The 17,187-nt window shown below is 59.1% G+C and carries 11 protein-coding genes; 5 read left to right on the forward strand and 6 right to left on the reverse strand.

Annotation, left to right across the window (positions count from 1 at the left end):
- Positions 1–82: 82 nt before the first annotated feature.
- From ACVOLS_RS05195 to ACVOLS_RS05210, 4 genes are all read right to left on the reverse strand, one after another.
- Complete coding sequence (locus ACVOLS_RS05195; protein WP_057628616.1) at positions 83–580, reverse strand: Hcp family type VI secretion system effector; 498 nt, start codon at positions 578–580, stop codon at positions 83–85.
- Between the two features lie 146 nt (positions 581–726).
- Positions 727–2,217 carry a type VI secretion system contractile sheath large subunit gene (gene tssC, locus ACVOLS_RS05200; protein ID WP_481514707.1) on the reverse strand — a complete coding sequence of 497 codons (1,491 nt, stop codon included), beginning with the start codon at positions 2,215–2,217 and terminating at the stop codon, positions 727–729.
- 3 nt (positions 2,218–2,220) lie between these two features.
- Positions 2,221–2,721 (reverse strand): type VI secretion system contractile sheath small subunit, encoded by a 501-nt coding sequence (gene tssB, locus ACVOLS_RS05205; protein ID WP_481534787.1) that lies wholly within the window; start codon positions 2,719–2,721, stop codon positions 2,221–2,223.
- Between the two features lie 32 nt (positions 2,722–2,753).
- Positions 2,754–3,380 carry a tetratricopeptide repeat protein gene (locus ACVOLS_RS05210; RefSeq protein WP_481534786.1) on the reverse strand — a complete coding sequence of 209 codons (627 nt, stop codon included), beginning with the start codon at positions 3,378–3,380 and terminating at the stop codon, positions 2,754–2,756.
- A 239-nt stretch (positions 3,381–3,619) separates the two neighbouring features.
- Between ACVOLS_RS05210 and tssJ the strand changes: the two genes are divergently transcribed.
- From tssJ to ACVOLS_RS05235, 5 genes are all read left to right on the forward strand, one after another.
- The gene (gene tssJ / locus ACVOLS_RS05215) at positions 3,620–4,231 is read left to right on the forward strand and encodes a type VI secretion system lipoprotein TssJ (protein ID WP_481544753.1); all 612 of its coding nucleotides are present in this window, start codon (positions 3,620–3,622) and stop codon (positions 4,229–4,231) included.
- A 222-nt stretch (positions 4,232–4,453) separates the two neighbouring features.
- Complete coding sequence (tssK, locus tag ACVOLS_RS05220; protein ID WP_481534841.1) at positions 4,454–5,788, forward strand: type VI secretion system baseplate subunit TssK; 1,335 nt, start codon at positions 4,454–4,456, stop codon at positions 5,786–5,788.
- Complete coding sequence (gene icmH, locus ACVOLS_RS05225) at positions 5,788–6,579, forward strand: type IVB secretion system protein IcmH/DotU (RefSeq protein ID WP_481534784.1); 792 nt, start codon at positions 5,788–5,790, stop codon at positions 6,577–6,579. Before tssK ends, icmH begins: the two co-directional genes overlap by 1 nt.
- Before the next feature lie 10 nt (positions 6,580–6,589).
- On the forward strand, positions 6,590–11,182 hold the full coding sequence (gene tssI, locus ACVOLS_RS05230) for a type VI secretion system tip protein TssI/VgrG (RefSeq protein ID WP_481544754.1): 4,593 nt from the start codon (positions 6,590–6,592) through the stop codon (positions 11,180–11,182).
- A gap of 32 nt (positions 11,183–11,214) precedes the next feature.
- Positions 11,215–11,823 (forward strand): DUF7738 domain-containing protein, encoded by a 609-nt coding sequence (locus tag ACVOLS_RS05235; RefSeq protein WP_481544755.1) that lies wholly within the window; start codon positions 11,215–11,217, stop codon positions 11,821–11,823.
- 213 nt (positions 11,824–12,036) lie between these two features.
- On the opposite strand, the gene ACVOLS_RS05240 is transcribed toward ACVOLS_RS05235, so the two are convergent.
- Both ACVOLS_RS05240 and ACVOLS_RS05245 read right to left on the reverse strand, forming a co-directional pair.
- On the reverse strand, positions 12,037–12,642 hold the full coding sequence (locus ACVOLS_RS05240; RefSeq protein WP_481544777.1) for an imm11 family protein: 606 nt from the start codon (positions 12,640–12,642) through the stop codon (positions 12,037–12,039).
- Between the two features lie 6 nt (positions 12,643–12,648).
- The gene (locus ACVOLS_RS05245; RefSeq protein ID WP_481544756.1) at positions 12,649–17,178 is read right to left on the reverse strand and encodes an RHS repeat-associated core domain-containing protein; all 4,530 of its coding nucleotides are present in this window, start codon (positions 17,176–17,178) and stop codon (positions 12,649–12,651) included.
- Positions 17,179–17,187: the final 9 nt, after the last annotated feature.

Consider the following 17,187-nt stretch of genomic DNA (forward strand, 5'->3'; position numbering starts at 1 on the left):
TCGATGCAACTGCAGGGCCGTTCCTGGCCTTGCCGGGATTGAGACTGCGATGGCGCTTGACGCGCCATCGCAGAACACATCATCAAACGGTGTAGTTCGGGATGTTCTTGGTTGCGCTCCACTGTGCCACGGTCTTGCCACCAACTCCGCCTTCCGGCTTCTGCTGCTGGTAAGTCCACTTGATTGCACCGAAGCTCAACTGAACCACTTCCTGCGGCATACCTTCCTTGTCAACCGTGGTGGTGACGCGGTGTACCAGCACGTTCAGCAGCTCGACCAGGTAGTAATTGATCGCGTTGCCGTCCTTGTCCGCACGCATGAACTCAACGCGTGCCTTCGGGAAGGTGGTGCCGTTTGCGGCGGCCTGGTTAAGGGCCGTGGAAGCGAGATCGATCGACTTGATGATTTCGATCGGCGACAGATTCACGCGGGCTGCCGTGGTACCACCAGAGGTGGAGGCAGTGGCCGAGCGAGGCTGCAGCAGATCCTGCGAGAAGGACTGGATTTCAATCCAATCCTTGTGCTTGTCGTCGTGCGACTCACCTTTGATGGTGTCAATTGAAAGAAAAGCATGTTGCATATCTGGTCTCCTAAATTCCGTTCTTCCGTGAGATTGTTTGCCGGGCGGGGGCCCGGCGATTGAGGGGGGCTTCGCCCTCTAGAAATGCGCGCCACCGCTAGGCAGGGACCGAAGTCCCCACCCGACGCTAAAGCAACATCAAAACGTTACGCCTTCTTTGCCGACGCCGGCAGTTCAGCAACAAGACGCAACGAAACAGACAGCTCATCGAGCTGGAAATGCGGCCTGATGAAGGCCACAGCGCGGTAGACACCGGGCTTGCCCGGAACTTCCGAAACCTGCACAGATGCTTCACGCAACGGGAACTGCGCCTTGGCTTCCTGGCTGGCGTTGTCGTCCAACAATACGTATTGGGCGATCCAGCGGTTCAGGAATTCCTCGACGTTACCCGCGGATGCGAAGCTACCGATCTTCTCGCGCATCATCGCCTTCAAGTAGTGAGCGATACGCGAAACCGCGAAAATGTACTGCAGCTGCGCAGACAGGATCGCGTTGGCATTGGCCGAATCGGTGTTGTACTTCTTCGGCTTCTGTGCCGACTGCGCACCAAAGAAGGCGGCGTAGTCGGTGTTTTTGCAGTGCACAAGCGGCATGAAGCCGAGGTCACTGAGTTCTTTTTCACGACGGTCGGTGATGGCAACCTCGGTCGGGCACTTCAGTGCCACTTCGCCATCATCGGTGCGGAAGGTGTGCGTCGGCAGGTCTTCGACCAGGCCGCCACCTTCAACGCCGCGAATCGCTGCGCACCAACCGTAGCTCTCAAATGCCTGGGTCAAGCGCGCACCGGCCGCATAGGCGGTATTGCACCACAGGAACTTGCTGTGATCGGCGGCTTCGATCTCTTCAACGAAATTGAACCCTTCAACCGTGGTGCCGTCCTTGGGGTTGTACGGCAAACGACCAAGGAAGCGCGGCAGCGTAAGGCCGACGTAGCGGCTGTCCTCGCTCTCGCGGAACGACTTCCACTTGGCGTACTCAACCGTGTCGAACACCTTGGCCAGATCCCGCGGCTTACCCAGGTCAGTGAACGACTCCAGGCCGAACATGCCTTCGCTGGCAGCAGACAGGAACGGTGCGTGTGCGGCGGCTGCCACGTGCGACATCTGTTCGATGAAGTACATGTCCTCCGGCTGACGACCAAGGAAGTAGTCACCGATCAAGGCTCCGAACGGCGCACCACCGAAGGTGCCGAACTCTTCCTCATAGACCTTCTTGAACAGCGCGCTCTGGTCGAAGTCGATAGCCGACTTGAAGTCCTTGACCAGGTCCTTCTTCGGCGAATTGAAGACCTTGATCTTCATGTTCGGGCCGGTAGAGGTCTGCGAGCACAGATAGTGCAAGCCACGCCAGCTACCTTCCAGCGCCTGGAACTCCTGGGCATGCATCACCGCGCTGAGCTGCTCGGAAATGATCCGGTCAATCTCGGCGATACGCGCGTCCAGGGTCAGGTTGAGGTTGTCAGACACCACGACCGTGCCATCCATCACTTCCTGCGCGAGCGCGGAGATGATGTCCTTGGCACGTTCATGCTCGGTGCGCGACTTGGCGACCTTGCTCTTCTCGACGATCTGGTCGAGCAGATCGATTTCTTCGGTAGCCGCGACCGGCGCGGACAGTTGACTGGCTTCAGACGCCATCGCTTATTCCTCCTTCGCCGCGCCGAGCTTCTTGAGCTGCTCGGTGTTGTTGAGCACGTCGGTCAACAGGTCTTCGAGCTTTTCATTGCCCGCCAACTTGTTGCGCAGATCAGCCAGCTTTGTCCGCGACTCGAGCAGCCGACGCAGCGGGTCTATCTGCTGCACCACCGATTCGGGACGGAAGTCCTCGATCGAGTTGAACTTCAACTCGACGCCGAACTCGCCACCGCTCTCACTGATCTTGTTGGGCACGCGATAGACCGCGCGCGGGCCGGCCGCTTCCATCACCTCGTCGAAATTGTCGAGGTCGACGTTGACGAACTTGCGGTCCTTGACCTTGGGCAGCGCATTTTCCGGCGTGCCACTGAAGTCACCCATCACACCGACCACAAACGGCAGCTCTTTCTGCTCGATCGCGTCGCCCTTTTCCACGTCATACGTAAGCTGCACGCGTGGCGGCCGGATCTTCTGCAACCGCTTTTGAACGCTGTCCTTCTTGGCCATGAGTGTCTCCTGACTGGTCCTGTTGATCCGGCTTAGTTGCCAATGTTCTGGAAGGGATCCGCGCCGCTGTCACGCGCCGGGCGCGCCGGTGCGGGCTGGGCGGCTGCAGGCTGAGCGGCACGACGGCTCGCTGCCGTCGAACGCGTCGCCTGTCGCGTCGCACGCGGCTTTGGCTTGCCGGTTTCAAGAATGGCGTCACCCATGGTGCTACGCAGCGTGGTCACCAACGTCTGCGCTTCACGCTGTGCGGTTTCCGACGCCAACGCACCGCGCCCACCCAGGCGCTGCAGCGATTCGTTGGCAATGCGGAAGCCAGCGACGGTCAGAACGCCGTCGGCAACAAGATCATCAGGATCCCGCTGCAATACTTCTTCAGCCGCAACGATTGCGCGTGCATAGCGATTCTGGTCGAACTGCAATTGCGCAATGCGCACCCACGGCTCCTTGCGTGTCGGATCGGCTTTCGCAGCAACCTCGAACGCACTGATCGCCGCATCCGCACCTGCCGTAGCGACCTGCGCCTCGGCATTTGCCAACGTTACATCGAAAGGAATTTCTGCTGCCTTCTTTGGTGTCGACGCACAGGCGCCCAACCCCGCGACCAGTGCCAACGCCAAAACCGAACGACGTGTTGCCGCCCCAAACACCTTCACATCCATAGTGATTCCTTCGTCGAAATAAGTTCCTAAAGGGAGCCGCATTTCCGCCGATACATCTTGCGGGAATCCAGTCCCAGCGGCGGCAGTGTACATTCGCAAATGCGCGTGGGTATAGTTATTTTCAAATTCGCGATGTGTTTGCCCTAGACATTTCCTTCACATCGTCGTGCTGCAGTTGCACCGACATGTCGTCACTCCCCCGCTGTTTTCTTGGCGTCCATCACTAAATGAATGCGTACATGAGCAAACTTCTGCGTGTGGTTTCCGTCACAACTTTCGCCCTTGTTAGCACCATTGGGTTAAGTGGCTGTGCGTCCGGCGGCAAATTGAGCAAGGCGATGGACAGTACACTGCAGGCCGTTGGGCTGCGTGAAAGCAAACCTGAAAAACCCCCTGTAATACCGCTGAAAATCTACGCTGGGACGAATCTCAATGCCGGCAATGACAAGCGCGCAAGTGCTGCCGTGCTGAAGATCTATCACCTGCGCAGTGCGCAACGGTTTGAACAAGCCACCTTCAATTCCTTTCTCGACCAGGCGGGTGAACAATCCGCGCTTGGGGCGGACCTTCTTTCTGTGAACGAAGTAGTACTGACACCGGGTGTACGCCAGGAATTGTCCGAACAACTTAGTGATGGCACCGCTGTCATTGGCGTCGTCGCCTTGTTCCGCTCGCCAGCAGAAGCACGATGGCGCATGGCGTTCGATGCACGCAACAAGACTCTTCCCAATGATGGGCTGACAATTGGTGTGCACGCGTGTGCACTAACAACCGATAGCCCCGCATTAAGCTCACGCATCTCTGGTGATCCAGGCAGTTTGGCCTCCATACGCTGTGCAGGCGCGCGCTGAACGACTGCGCGTTTTTGCTGTAACAACAACATTGAGGCGCGGGCATGCGCTAGTATCTGGCGCATTCGAACCACAAGATGTGATGCGAATCCGGATGTGAATGGAGTTTTCACATCAAGCTGCGAAGCTGCCGGTGCAGCAGCAATGCACCGAAAGGCAAAACGCCTGAAGCAACGCGCCAACGAAGTTTCCAAGGACTGAAATGTGGCTTACGTAAGCAGGATGTCGAAGGTCTTATGGGGTGAAGGCTTGTTCCTCCGCCCTCAGCACTTCCAGCGTCAAGATGCCTATCACGAGGCGCGCCTACAAGACCTGTCGCAGACATTGCACCCCTATGCATGGGGCGCACGTCGCGTGCGCTTTGATACGCATGCTCTGACAGGCGGTACGCTGCGCCCCCTAGATCTATCCGCGGTGTTTCCTGACGGCGAAAGCTACGATGCTCCGGTACACGACGGCTTGCCGGATGCCGTATCGCTGCAGGACCTTCCACCGGGAATACAGTCAACGATTGTGTATCTCGCATTACCGCTATTACGTGATGATGGTCGCAATTGTTCTGACGTCGAAGGCACAGCGCTCGCGCGCTATCGGCAGGCCAACCGGGTTTCGGATGATTTGTTCACCGATGCTGCCGAAGCTGAGTTGGCATATCTCAGCAAAGCGGTAAAGCTGCTCACCGACGACCAGCCCAAGGATGCATACACAACGGTTCCTGTTGCGCGTGTTCGCAGGACCTCGAGTGGCGGCTTCGAGTTGGACGACGAATTCATTCCGCCGTGCGCACAATTGCAGGCATCGCCGTTCCTGCATCGTGAACTGCGCTCCGTGCTGGATGCACTGCAGGCAAAGGTCGACGCGCTTTATGGCCTGCATCGGCAGACTTCGCAGAACATCATTGAATTCCGTTCGGGCGATATCGCATCGTTCTGGCTGCTGCATACGATCAACTCTTCATTCAGCGCACTGGCGCATCTGCTGCATCATCCGCAGCTGCACCCGGAGCGCCTGCATCAGGAGCTGCTGCGCATGGCAGGCGCCCTGCTGACCTTCTCCAACACCTACCAGCTCAATGACCTGCCGGTGTATCGCCACGATCAACCGGAGGCATCGTTCCGCAAGTTGCTGGAGATCGTGCGTGCCTTGCTGGAGACGGTGATCTCCACGCGCTACTTCAAGATCGCGCTGAATGAGATCAAGCCGTCCTATCACCTGGGCCGGCTCGACTCGCAGCGCATCGATGGCGAGGCTTCGTTCTATCTTTCCGTATCGGCATCGATGCCGGCACAGGATCTCATCCAGACCGTTCCGATCCGTTTCAAGATCGGCGCACCGGATGACGTCGAGAAGTGTGTGCTCTCCGCACTGCCCGGCGTGAAGCTCACACACGCGGCGCAGGTTCCTGCGGCAATTCCTGTACGACCGGGCAGCCACTATTTCGAGATTGATCCTCGCGGCGCGCTCTACGAGCGCATGCTCAAATCACAATCGCTGATGATCTACGTCCCGGCCGGCATTTCCGACCTGAAGCTGGAACTCGTTGCGGTGACCACCTGATGAACTCACATCTGCCTCCAACCCCTGGCCCGATGCCGTCACTGACCGGCAACGCAGCCATGGCCAGCAACACACCTATTTCGACAGCGCCGCAAAGCCTGCAGGATCTGATGTCGGACGGCTTCTACCTGCTGCTGTTGCTGAAGCGCGGCCAGCTTCCAAATGATGCCGAAGGCTTCGTGCAGACCGTGCAGAAGTTCCTCGACAGCGTCGAGCGCAATGCGATGCGTCTGGGTATTGCGGCCGAAGACGTGTACGCCTCCAAGTATGCATTCTGTGCAGCGGTTGACGAGGCCATCCTCTCGCAACCTTCGGCGCTGCATGAAGTATGGGAGCGCAACCCGCTGCAGTTGCGCATGTTTGGCGAGCATCTTGCCGGTGAACACTTCTTCGACAAGCTTGAGGAGCTGCGCCGCCAGGGTGGCCCGCGGCTGCCGTCGTTGGAGGTATACCACTACTGCCTGCTGATGGGTTTCGAGGGCAAATACCGCCTGGAAGGGACGGAGAAGCTTGGCTACCTCACCGCGCGGCTGGGCGACGAGATCGTCTACCTGAAAGGCAAGCGCCACGGTTTCGCGCCGCATGCACTGCCACCGGACAACATCAGAAACCAGCTGCGGCGAGTAATTCCGCTGTGGCTGCCCGCTGCAGTTGTCGGCTGCTTCGGCGTGCTTGCCTTCATTGGCCTGCGTACCTACATGGGTCACGACACCCGCCAACAGCTGGCTGCTTACAACAATGTCGTGCAGATGCCAGAACGCACTGCACACATCACGATCACTTTGCCATGAGCCTGTCGATATGGACGTCCCGAGCTCCTCGTTGTCTACCGCGCTCGCCGCGATTTCACATAGCAATCGGCTGATCAAGCTACAAGCACCGAACGAAGGGTTGGTGGTTGAACGTTTCGAGGGCGAAGAAGCCCTGTGCGGCGATATGCAATTGCAGATTGACTGCCTCAGCACCGACGCCTATCTGCAGACGGATAGCTGGCTGGAGCAAGCGCTGACCCTGCAGCTGCAGCTGCCCGATGGTTCACAGCGCCAATGGCATGGACTGTGCACCAACGTGGCGCAGCTCGGCAGCGACGGCGGCCTGGCCCGTTATCAGCTCACCCTGGAGCCTTGGACCGCGCTGCTGCGCCTGCGCCGCAACGCGGTCATCTTCCAGGAGCTGGATGTACGTGCGATCTGCGGGCAGATATTTGATGACTATCCGCAGGCAGCGTATCGCTTCGACGTCGAATCAAGCCTGCCGCAACGCGCCATCACCACCCAGTATCGCGAGACCGACTGGGATTTCGTCAATCGGTTGTTGGCGGAAAGCGGGCTTGCCTGGCGTATCGAGCAGACACAGGATGGCGACGGTGCCCATACTCTGGTCGTGTTCGATCCACAGGCCGAACTTCCCGATATCGGAACGGTCCGCTTCCATCGCATCGCGGCCAGCGAGTCCAGCGATGGCATCACCCATTTCGGCGAGCAGCGGCAGTTGGTGCCAAACAGCAGCACGGTTGCGAGTTGGCATAGCGACAAACTTACGGCCATTGCTGCACAGGCGAACGCTGAAACTGGCGACGTTCCATCGCTCGAAGTCTATGTGCAACCACGCGCCGGCCGCTTCAACGAATCGAGCTGGGCGCAAAGCGAGGCGCAGGCAAGGCTGGATGCGCTGCAGCTTGCACAGGTTCTTTACAGCGGCAGCAGCAGTGAACGGCGCATGGCTGCCGGTTCCCGTTTCGCGCTATCCCAGCATCCGCAACACGAAGGCAGCGAGTTCCAGCTGTTGGTCGTCGCCCATACCGCGGCCAACAATCTCGACAGCGGCATCGCCGAACTGCTTGGCAACAGCGCGCTTGAGCGCGGCAGCTATCGAAACCATTTTCTTGCCACCGATGCCAGCGCCCCGGTGCGTGCGCTGCCGCGCGATCGCCCTGCCCTGCACGGCCTGCAGACCGCACGCGTCGTCGGCGTCGCCGAAGCCGCTCTCAGTCCAAACCGCGAGCACCAGGTCCGCGTCCAGTTTTCGTGGCAGCGTGGCAGCACGCCCAATGCGGGTGGCCTCAGTGAAACAGGCAGTACACAAGCGGGACACGCCCCCGGCGACCACACCAGCGGCAGCTGGGTCTCGGTTGCCGAATGGGTTGCCGGCCCCAACTGGGGCACTGCATTCCTGCCGCGTATCGGCAGCGAGGTACTGGTTGAGTTCCTGCACGGCGACATCGACCAACCACGCATCACCGGCCAGCTATACAACGGCAACGTAGCACCGCCGTTTGGCGGCGGTATCGATGAGGACGCAAAGCATCCCGGCGTGCTCAGCGGCTTGCATACGCGCGCGCATGACGGCGGCGGCAGCCAGCAATGGATGATGGACGACACACCCGGGCAGTTGCGCACACGCCTGCACAGTTCACTGGCCGACAGTCGACTCGAGCTTGGTTACCTGGTCCAGCATGAGGACACGTCACGCGGTGCGCTGCGTGGCGAGGGCTTCGAGCTGGCAACACAGGGCTGGGGCAACGTACACGCCGCGCAGGGCTTGTTGCTTTCCGCCAGTACGCAAGAGCGCGCTGCTTCCACTGTGATGGACAACGCCGAGGTTGTTGCGCAGCTGAGAGGCGCAGAGCGTAGTCTTGAGCAGATGCAGCAGACGCTGCAGCAACAGCAGGTGCCCGGTCTCAAAGCCTGGCAACAGACCGGTCAGCTGCGCGAGCAGGTAGATCCAACGGCGGAAGGCAGCTTCAAGTCCGTGGTCAATGGCCAATCGCAGTTCAAGCCAAGCGACGGTCGCGCAACTGGTGATCAACCGGTCGAGCGTTTCGCCAAGCCCGTGCTGCTTGCCGAGGCGCCGAACCACATTGCATGGACCACGCCGGCGAGCGCGATTGCCTCCGCCGGGCAGAACCTGCAGCTCACGGTGCAGCAGGATCTGCATGCAAGCAGCGGCGAAACCATTGCTGCGGTTTCAGGCGGCCAGGTGTCGCTGTTCGCGCAAGCTGGCCCGGTACGCTTGATTGCCGCCAATGGCTCGGTCAGCCTGCAGGCCAACGATGGTGAGCTCGAGCTGCTGGCCGATCAAGCCATCACCGTTACCGCTACAGACCAGCGCATCGACGTGCTCGCCAAGAGCAAGGTCGTGCTGCAGGCCGGTAGCAGCGCGATCAAGCTCGAAGGCGGCGACATCACCTTCAGCTGCCCCGGTGAATTCAAGGTCAAGGCCGGCGAGCATCCGTTCAAGAGCGGCAGCAGTGCGTCGCCGCGACTGCCGCCTCTGCCTGCATTCAAGATCAAACCCGATCCAGCACGAAAGATCGAAAGCACTTTCGCCTACGACCAGCTGCGCAGCGCTGCCGAGAAGTCCACCACCATCGAATTCGTGATGATGATGGCACCGACGTTCGGCTTCGACATACCGGCCAGAACCTATATGAAGCTGCAGGAGGCATTGAAGAGCGGCAGCTTCCCGCCGCCCAAGCACGAGGTGCTCAGCGGCGGCCCCTACCCTGCCGACTACGACAACAAGAAGCGTCTCATCCGCGTACATGCCTCGGCGGCCGATCAGGCATCGACGTCGATCGAGGCCTCACGCGAATTGCTGGCCGTGCTCCTGCACGAGTTTGGCCACCACGTCGACAATGTGCTTCGCAACGACCTGGCGGAGAAAGATGCCAGTGGCAAGCCAGGCATCGCCGGCGACAGCGCGCATGAAGAAGGTACGAGCATGGCGTACAGGTTCGCCTTCTTCGATCTTGAAGGCAGCCATGAAACGACCTACGCCGACTACACCTCGCCCGAGTTCAGCGGCCCGCTGAAGGTCAACTATGCCGAAGTGCAGGCTGCACTGCGGCAGCAAGGTCCGGTTGCCGCGCAGGAAAATCAGTCACACGACGGCCGCTACGAAGGCTTCAGCGCAGGCGATGGCGAGAACCACGCCAAGAACCCGGGCCAGTCATTTGGCCACCGCTCGATCGAAGCCGTGCTGGGCAGGGTCGGCTTCAGCCGCCGGGACCTGGCGGCGATCTACTTCGGCAACTGGCTGCGCGACTATTCGCAGTTGCTCGATCCGAAGATCGTGCGCCCGCCGAACATGCCGAAAGACCTCGGCAAGTACATTTCCCGTGAGGCACTGACCAAGATCGTCGACATCCTTGCTGGCGGCGAATTCCACGAGCTGCGTTACCGCGACAAGGCCCATTACGAGGTCACGCCTGCGCGGCTTGGTGTCTATCGGCCCAGCGAGCATATCGACAACCCAAAGAACATAAAGCCCGATCCAGCCGACCCGAAAACCATCGACAAGGACTTCGAGCCCTGGGTCACGGCCAACAGCCCGCTGCTTGGTGTCGACAAGAACACATCGCTGAAGCGCTACATCAGCAGTTCCAGCGCCTTCATGGCTTCGGAACTGAGGCAGGCCATTTCCCTGGGCCGCACCGCCGACGGTATGCGTCACTTTGGCTCCGCGCTGCATGTGCTTGAGGACTATTTCGCCCACTCCAATTTCTGCGAACTCAGCCTGCGCAAGATTGGGCACAGCAACGTGCTGGTCTGGACGGGCAAGGCGGACTGCAAACACACGTACCCGGTGGTTACCGGCATGTTCGGTTCCACCGACGTGATTGCAAGCCTCGCCGAGCCTATCGCGCACAAACTGTTCAGCGTGGAGAGTTGGGAGTTCAAGGCCAGCAAGCCAGGTGATCGTTCGGACAGCGAAAGAATCATGCTCGTCCTGCTTTCCGAGCAGAGCGACCAGCGTTACTTCACTGCCTTCCAGAACTTCCTGACACTGCGCGACCGCATGCTCAGCATTCCTGGCCACGAGTACCTGGAACGCGCTGGCTGGATTGCCTCGGCACCGATGCGGCTGATACTGAACAGCTACAACCTTGTCTACCAGCAGCTGCTGCTGCTGATCGGCAACAGCGTCGACGACGCCCAGACCATGTTCGACTCAGACCCGAACAAGAACGGTTCGACCGACCCCAGCCACTCGCAGCTTGCCAAGGATCACGACGTGCATCCGCTGCACACGCTGGCCGCGAAGCTGGCCCAGCAGGCAGTGACCGAGGTTGGCAAGGCCATGATTGGCCGCTGGAACGGCAATGGGCTCTGTGATCCGGTGAAGATCGCGCAGGGCTACCTGGTGCATCCTTACGACAGCACCTGGCAATGTCCACATGTATCGGCCTGGGCCAAAGACCATGCTGCCAATATCCGCAGGGCTGCATCGGCGACCGAGATCGAGCACCTGCACGAAGAACATGGCAAAGATGCACTCGAGGGTATCCGCCGCGTTGGCCGCTACGGCACCGACAGCTGGGATTACATCACCAAGTTCTATGAAGATCTTTTCGGCGAGAAGAACCAGGTCAAAGGGAGCGGCAAGAAGTGAAAAAGCGCGTACTGGTCACCGCACTGCTCGGCTTGGCACTCATCGGCTGCGATGTCAGCTCATCGCATGCAGAGTCGTCGAAAGCCACAAGCGCCGCGCCGGCCAGCAGCGCGAAGCCTGTACTTGAAACCACGCCCACGGGCCTGACATACCAAGGCAAGGCACTGGAGCTTGGCGCACCGATGAGCGCATGGATCCAGGCACTGGGCCCAGACCATCGAAGCACGCAACCAAACCCCAGCCTGACAGTTCTGGTCTGGGACAAGCTCGGCATCCGCGTCTATCCCGATAACGCCAAAGAGCCCAACGCCAGCATCGTCACCATCGTCCTGAATCACATGGACAGCGAAGCAGCCGGCTTTGATGTTCCCGCGCCCGGCACCGAGCTGGAACCACGGAGCGTCTTCAATCAGCCACTGTCTTTGCAAGGGCTGCCGATCACCAACCGGACCACGGTACGCGAGCTGCGCACTGCCGGCGGCAATGCATGGGACGTCAGCTGCACCAAAGGTGTCGCCACCTGCTTCACCCACCGCACCGATCTTGCAGCGGATCAGCTGTCCATCGCCTTTGCGGTTGATGGACGGATCGAAGACAGCGTGATCTACACGGTTGAGCTGCAGAAGGCAGATAAGCGATAGGCATGCGGTAGGCGTTGGCAAAGCGCTGCGCAGTCGCCACTGCATCATGCTGACAGGACGTTCGTCGGCAGCTTGGGAACTGAACACCTTTTTACCAAGGTGGAGCTAGCGACCGGCCACGGAATCAGATGCACATGAACCCGCACCTTCTTCACCATCTCTGCCTCATCAATGATGCGGACAGTGACTCAAAGGCAGCAAGCGTCTACAGCCTCAATCCCAGAAGTCACTCTTGGTATACGACGTGATTTCTTCGAAACCCATGCCTTGCAAGCCAGCATCTTCACACGCTGCACGAAACAACTCATTGCAAACCAATGTGTGACCGAGATCCAAGCAAAGAAACGCCGCACTTCCAGGCACCTTTTTCTCATCGATAACAAAACGTTCGACCGACTCCAGAACCGGCGCATCCGGAAAATACTTTTGATACAAGACTTCGCCGGTCGCCAGGTCTTTCTCGAGCTCATAACGAGAACGTTCCAAATCGATCACAGACGCCCACGCGGACCATCGTAAATAGAAGTACTTCTTAACCGACGGTGCGCCATCGGAAAGCACTACATCCACTGGAACGGCATCAACGCCAACATCAAATTTCCGGCATATCTCGATGAACTGCTCCGACGCCATCCAGTTCAAGTCCCAGTAGTCGAAGTTCAGAAATTTGTGCTTGGCTTCGTAAACATACCCGACCTCAAATCCGGTGTTTGACAAATCCGGATCGAACGCATTCCACGCCCAAGGCTTGTTCAACTTTCCTTTCAAGACTACAGGGCATCCAGCGTTGTCAGGAATGTAGCGAACCATGTAAAGCATAATCAATCACCCCATCCTGCATGCATTTGATAGCGCGCGTGCCACTTTGCCGCTTTCAATATCGGCAAAAGCCCGCGACTGCACATTGCGAATACCTAACAAGAGCTGCATATCCGACAGCTTTCCACTGCTCCAAGCTGTATTCAGCTTATCAATCTTTGCGGTGATATCGGCGGTGTACATGTCGTGATTACTCCAGTGCCCCACCATACCTGTCTTTTTTGAAAGACTCTCAGAGCCCGGCATATGTATGCCATTTGCAGCGCCGTTTCTATCGAAGCCCATCGACTCCAGGTGATCAAACATGTCCTTGAAGGCGGGATTGTCCATCACCTCCTCAGGGATTAGATGATGCGCCTGCATGCCATCACCGACCCTGCCACCGATATTTCTGTCGAGCTCGGTACTTCCTCCCTTCAAGCCAAGCGGATCGGCCCACCTCAGCGTATTGACTGCGTACTCATATATGTTGATACCGCCGAGTATCCTGATGGGATCCTTCGAAACAAACGCGCATATGTCAGAGGAAAAGTACCTATGCCTGGCATACGCAAGCCCGGTCTCGTCATCGTGGTACTGCCCTTGCAGGCCAATTCGGTTGGCTACCCAGCCATGATAGGGGCCTGACGACCCGCAAGTACCAGAGCCTGCGGACCAAGCAATAGTTCCGAACCTGTCAATCAGGGCATGCGGAGCTCCGTTCGGGTCACATTGGTAGATGTAGACCCGGTGCAGCTCCTTCCCCACCAGAACCGACCCACTGTCTGGACGGGATCCCATTACCAAGGCTAGGGGCGCGGGTTTCGAGTCCTCGACTCTGCCAATACGATGCGGCGTCGCCAAAGATATCCCCATCGAACGCGACAGGCCCACCCCCACAGAGGGACCAAGCTCCTTGGCTCTCTCCCCCAGAACAACCCCACCCAATCGACCAAGCGATGATTGATCTATCGATGGACCGATCTGCGCTCGTTGTTCCAATGATGTTGACGAATCGACAGCGGCAATTTCGCGGATGGTGCCCGCCGTGATCTCGCCCTGATCAACTGGTGCGAGCCCATCGTTGGCCGCTCTTCCAGGTTCAATCAGGGCCAGCGGAACAAACGATTTGGCGCAGTAAACATACTCCCGCACGCGGTCATGCAACCTGGAGAGCCGCTGCTGTCGCGCCCTTACCTCCACCAGACTTGCAACATTTCCGACCCAGATCGGTGCGACCTCATCTTCATCGTTGGCCTGCTGGACTTCGCCCAGCAACGCGTCACCATCCCAGAAGAACCAGGTTGTGCAGGACTGATTCCGCTTGAATACGCGTCGCCCAAGGGGATCGTATCCATAGTCGGTCGTTACGCGATCCTTTGTACTTTCCGCAAGCCGATGATTCGCATCCCAGACAAGAGTGAGATCATCCGATCCACCTTGCGGACTCCCCCTGCGCACCAGGTCGCCGCCCCTATCGAACACATAGTGCACTCCCTGATAGGTCCCCTCCCGCGTCCATGTTCCTTGAGCGTCGCTTTCACCACCCATGATCCTGCGCGCTTGCACCTGTTTGATCTCTGTTCGCAGACGATCACCCGCTGGGTCAGTGAAAAAGCGCTCTATCTTGCCCTTTGGATCAGTGTGCTGCAGCAACCGTCCAATGACGTCGTACCGATACTCGTCCACGCCCTGGTCACTGTCATTGCGCCGTACCAGGTTGCCGCTCTGATCGTAGTTGTAACTTGTTTCAAGCAGCGGCGCCGCGTCCTTCAGGATGGACTGGGAGGTCATCAGGTTGCGACTGTTGTAGCTGAAGTTGCGCAGCAGATGCGGGCCTAGTACTTCCTGCGTAATCCGACCCAACGCATCGCGCTGCATCAGGATTGGCGACTCATCATTGATCGCTATCGACACCGCCTGATCGAGAAGATCGTAGGCAATCGCCACACAGTTGCCGGCGGAAGTCCGGCGCGACACGCGATTTCCAACCTCATCGTATCCATAGCTGACCTTGAAGCCGTCCTGCAGCTCCTCCAGCATTTGCCCGGTAGGATCGTAGCGTCGCCTTATACTCCTCGCCGGATTCCGCAGTTCAGTCAAGCGTCCGATCTTGTCGTAGCCGAAATGCTCCTGCACCTGCCTTCCTGGATGCCTTACATCGGGCATTGTCTTGCGGACGATGCGCCCCAGCTTGTCGTTTGAGAAAGAGATTCGCTGTCCAAGCGCATCCACCACGCTTTTGAGGCGCCCCGCCGCATCGTAGTCATAGCGGCGTTCCTGACCCCAATAATCGACCTCGTTGACGATACGTCCAAGCGCGTCGCGTACCAGCTGATAGGACTCTCCGCGCTGGTTGATCACCGCGATCAGTTGTTGCTCGCTATCGTAACGGTACTGCACGCTATGGCCATCAGGCTGCATGCGGCTAGACACCTGCCCGACACCCACATACTCCAGACGAGTCTCCGTACCCGCCTCGTCGACGTACCGGATCAACTGGTCTTCAGCATCGTACTCGCATCGAATGCTGGTTCCTTCTGGAGCTCGGACAACCAACAGGCGGCCCTTTTTGTCGTATTCGTAATGATTGGTCTGCCCTAGCGCATCTACCTGTTCCAAAAGATTGCCGAGAGGGTCGCTTGCATAGCGCGCTTCGGCGCCTAGCGCATCAATCACAGCGCAGACCAGACCGTGCCGATCGTAACGCAACCGTGTCATCGCCTGCCGGGCATTCTGCTGGGCTAGAAGTTGACCTTCCGGGCTGTACTCGAAGTTTGTTCTCGCACCGAGTGGATCCACCTGTACCACCAGCTTGAACTTATCGTCGAATTCCTGCTGCCAAGTCGCTCCGTCTGGGGTACGCAGAACAACCAGGTTGTCCAGCGGATCATAGTCAAATTGAAAGCTGCTTCCGTCTGCCCGTGTCAGGCAGCACAAGTTGCCGTGTGCATCGTAAGCAAACCCAGTACGCAGCCCTTCCGGATCCCTGACCGCGACCGTACGGCCGAAATCGTCGTACTCAAAGAAGGTGACGCCGTCCAGAGGATCTATTTCGCACAGCGGCAACTGGTTCTCATCGAACTTGATCACACTCAGGTGGCCGAGCGAATCAGTCACGCGCGTCTCGCGCAGCAGTGCGTCGTACTCGAAATGGTAGTCGTACAGGCCGCCATCACCCCAGGAGTGCACTACCCGCCCCTGCGCATCGAACGCGTAGTAGAACGACAGCCCGACCCGGTCCGTGTGCTGCACCAATCGATGCTGTTGATAGGCAAATGTGCGCGCAGCACCCAAAGCATCCAGCGCTGCAACCAGATCACCTTCATTGCTATAGCGGTAGCCCACCAGCGGATGCACCAGCCCGGTTGCCGGGTCGTGCAGCGCCATCCGCTCGATGCGGCCGTGACGCGCATCCACGTCGATGAAGCGGCCCTGTAAGCCGTCGACGCCGCTTTCAACGATACGTACCAGATGGCCATCATTGCGCTCGAAGCGCCAGTAGTTGCCACTGGCGTCCTCGATGCGTTCCAACGCCAGCAGGCCATGTGCTGGTAACGCAGCAACTCCGCTCGGCAGGTCCCCGCCGAACACATAGTGCAGCCCGCCCTTGAACCGCACCCGCAGCTGACCGTGCCGGCGCAGTAGGCGCGCACCATCCACAAAGTCGAGTATCGCTGCCGCTTCACCATCAACCGGTGGCAGCTCGGGGAAGAACGCCACCTGCCCCGGCCCCGACATCCACACCGAGCCGTCGGCCAGCACTTCCAACGTGATATCGGCAGGTGTCTGCCAGCCGATACCACAGGCGCCGCCGCGTCCGGTCTGGGCGGAGCTGTAGCTGCGCTGCCATGCGAACGGCAGACGGCCTGGGATTTCAAAATCCCGGTGACTGACCACAACGCTGCCGTCGCGGATATCAACCGGTTCGGCGCGCAGTATCCTGCACTTCAACGTTCCAGACGGCAGATGGCCCCACTTACCTTGACGCCAAGCCTTGAAGGCATCCATCTTGCCCTGGAAGAATTTGCTCTTTCGCAGCTTGCCCAACCCGGCAAACGCGGCGCGGAAGGCCATCGCTGTCCACGAGATCGTTGGCGGCCCGCCGATGGTCACGCTGCTGGGAATGGCCACGTTCAAACCGGTCGGCAAGGACATCGCGCGCAGCGGCTTCTTCGGCTTCTTGACCCGGAAGGGGTTGATCATCCCGGCCAGGTTGCAGTCCAGCACCGGCATCGCCAGCCTGGAGAACGGCTCGCCATCCGCAGATACGGTGCGGCTGCCCATGAAGATTTCTTCGCCGTCAAACTGCGGCCCCATCGGCGCCGCCAATGGCGGCGCCCAAACGCCGAGCGGAATATGCACGTCCAGCCCGCCAGTTCCGGCGGTGGCGCGATGCACACCATTGACCTTGATCGTCGAGCCGATAAACGGAATGTAGTCGAAGGGATCCAGCACCAAGCCGATATGCGGCGTTGGCAGCGGGCTTGGCGGCACCGCATACATGTGGATGTCGATGCCCAACTGCGGATCGAGGTGTTTGGCGGCGATGCTCATGGCAACACT

The sequence above is a fragment of the Stenotrophomonas sp. STEN038 genome (assembly GCF_056759895.1).

What these genes read in the sequence shown, in the direction of transcription:
- ACVOLS_RS05195 (WP_057628616.1), bottom strand. Translation starts at nt 580, where the DNA reads ATGCAACATGCTTTTCTTTCAATTGACACCATCAAAGGTGAGTCGCAC.
- ACVOLS_RS05210 (WP_481534786.1), bottom strand. Translation starts at nt 3,380, where the DNA reads ATGGATGTGAAGGTGTTTGGGGCGGCAACACGTCGTTCGGTTTTGGCG.
- tssJ (WP_481544753.1), top strand. Translation starts at nt 3,620, where the DNA reads ATGAGCAAACTTCTGCGTGTGGTTTCCGTCACAACTTTCGCCCTTGTT.
- ACVOLS_RS05245 (WP_481544756.1), bottom strand. Translation starts at nt 17,178, where the DNA reads ATGAGCATCGCCGCCAAACACCTCGATCCGCAGTTGGGCATCGACATC.
- tssI (WP_481544754.1), top strand. Translation starts at nt 6,590, where the DNA reads ATGGACGTCCCGAGCTCCTCGTTGTCTACCGCGCTCGCCGCGATTTCA.
- tssK (WP_481534841.1), top strand. Translation starts at nt 4,454, where the DNA reads ATGTCGAAGGTCTTATGGGGTGAAGGCTTGTTCCTCCGCCCTCAGCAC.
- ACVOLS_RS05240 (WP_481544777.1), bottom strand. Translation starts at nt 12,642, where the DNA reads ATGCTTTACATGGTTCGCTACATTCCTGACAACGCTGGATGCCCTGTA.
- tssB (WP_481534787.1), bottom strand. Translation starts at nt 2,721, where the DNA reads ATGGCCAAGAAGGACAGCGTTCAAAAGCGGTTGCAGAAGATCCGGCCG.
- icmH (WP_481534784.1), top strand. Translation starts at nt 5,788, where the DNA reads ATGAACTCACATCTGCCTCCAACCCCTGGCCCGATGCCGTCACTGACC.
- tssC (WP_481514707.1), bottom strand. Translation starts at nt 2,217, where the DNA reads ATGGCGTCTGAAGCCAGTCAACTGTCCGCGCCGGTCGCGGCTACCGAA.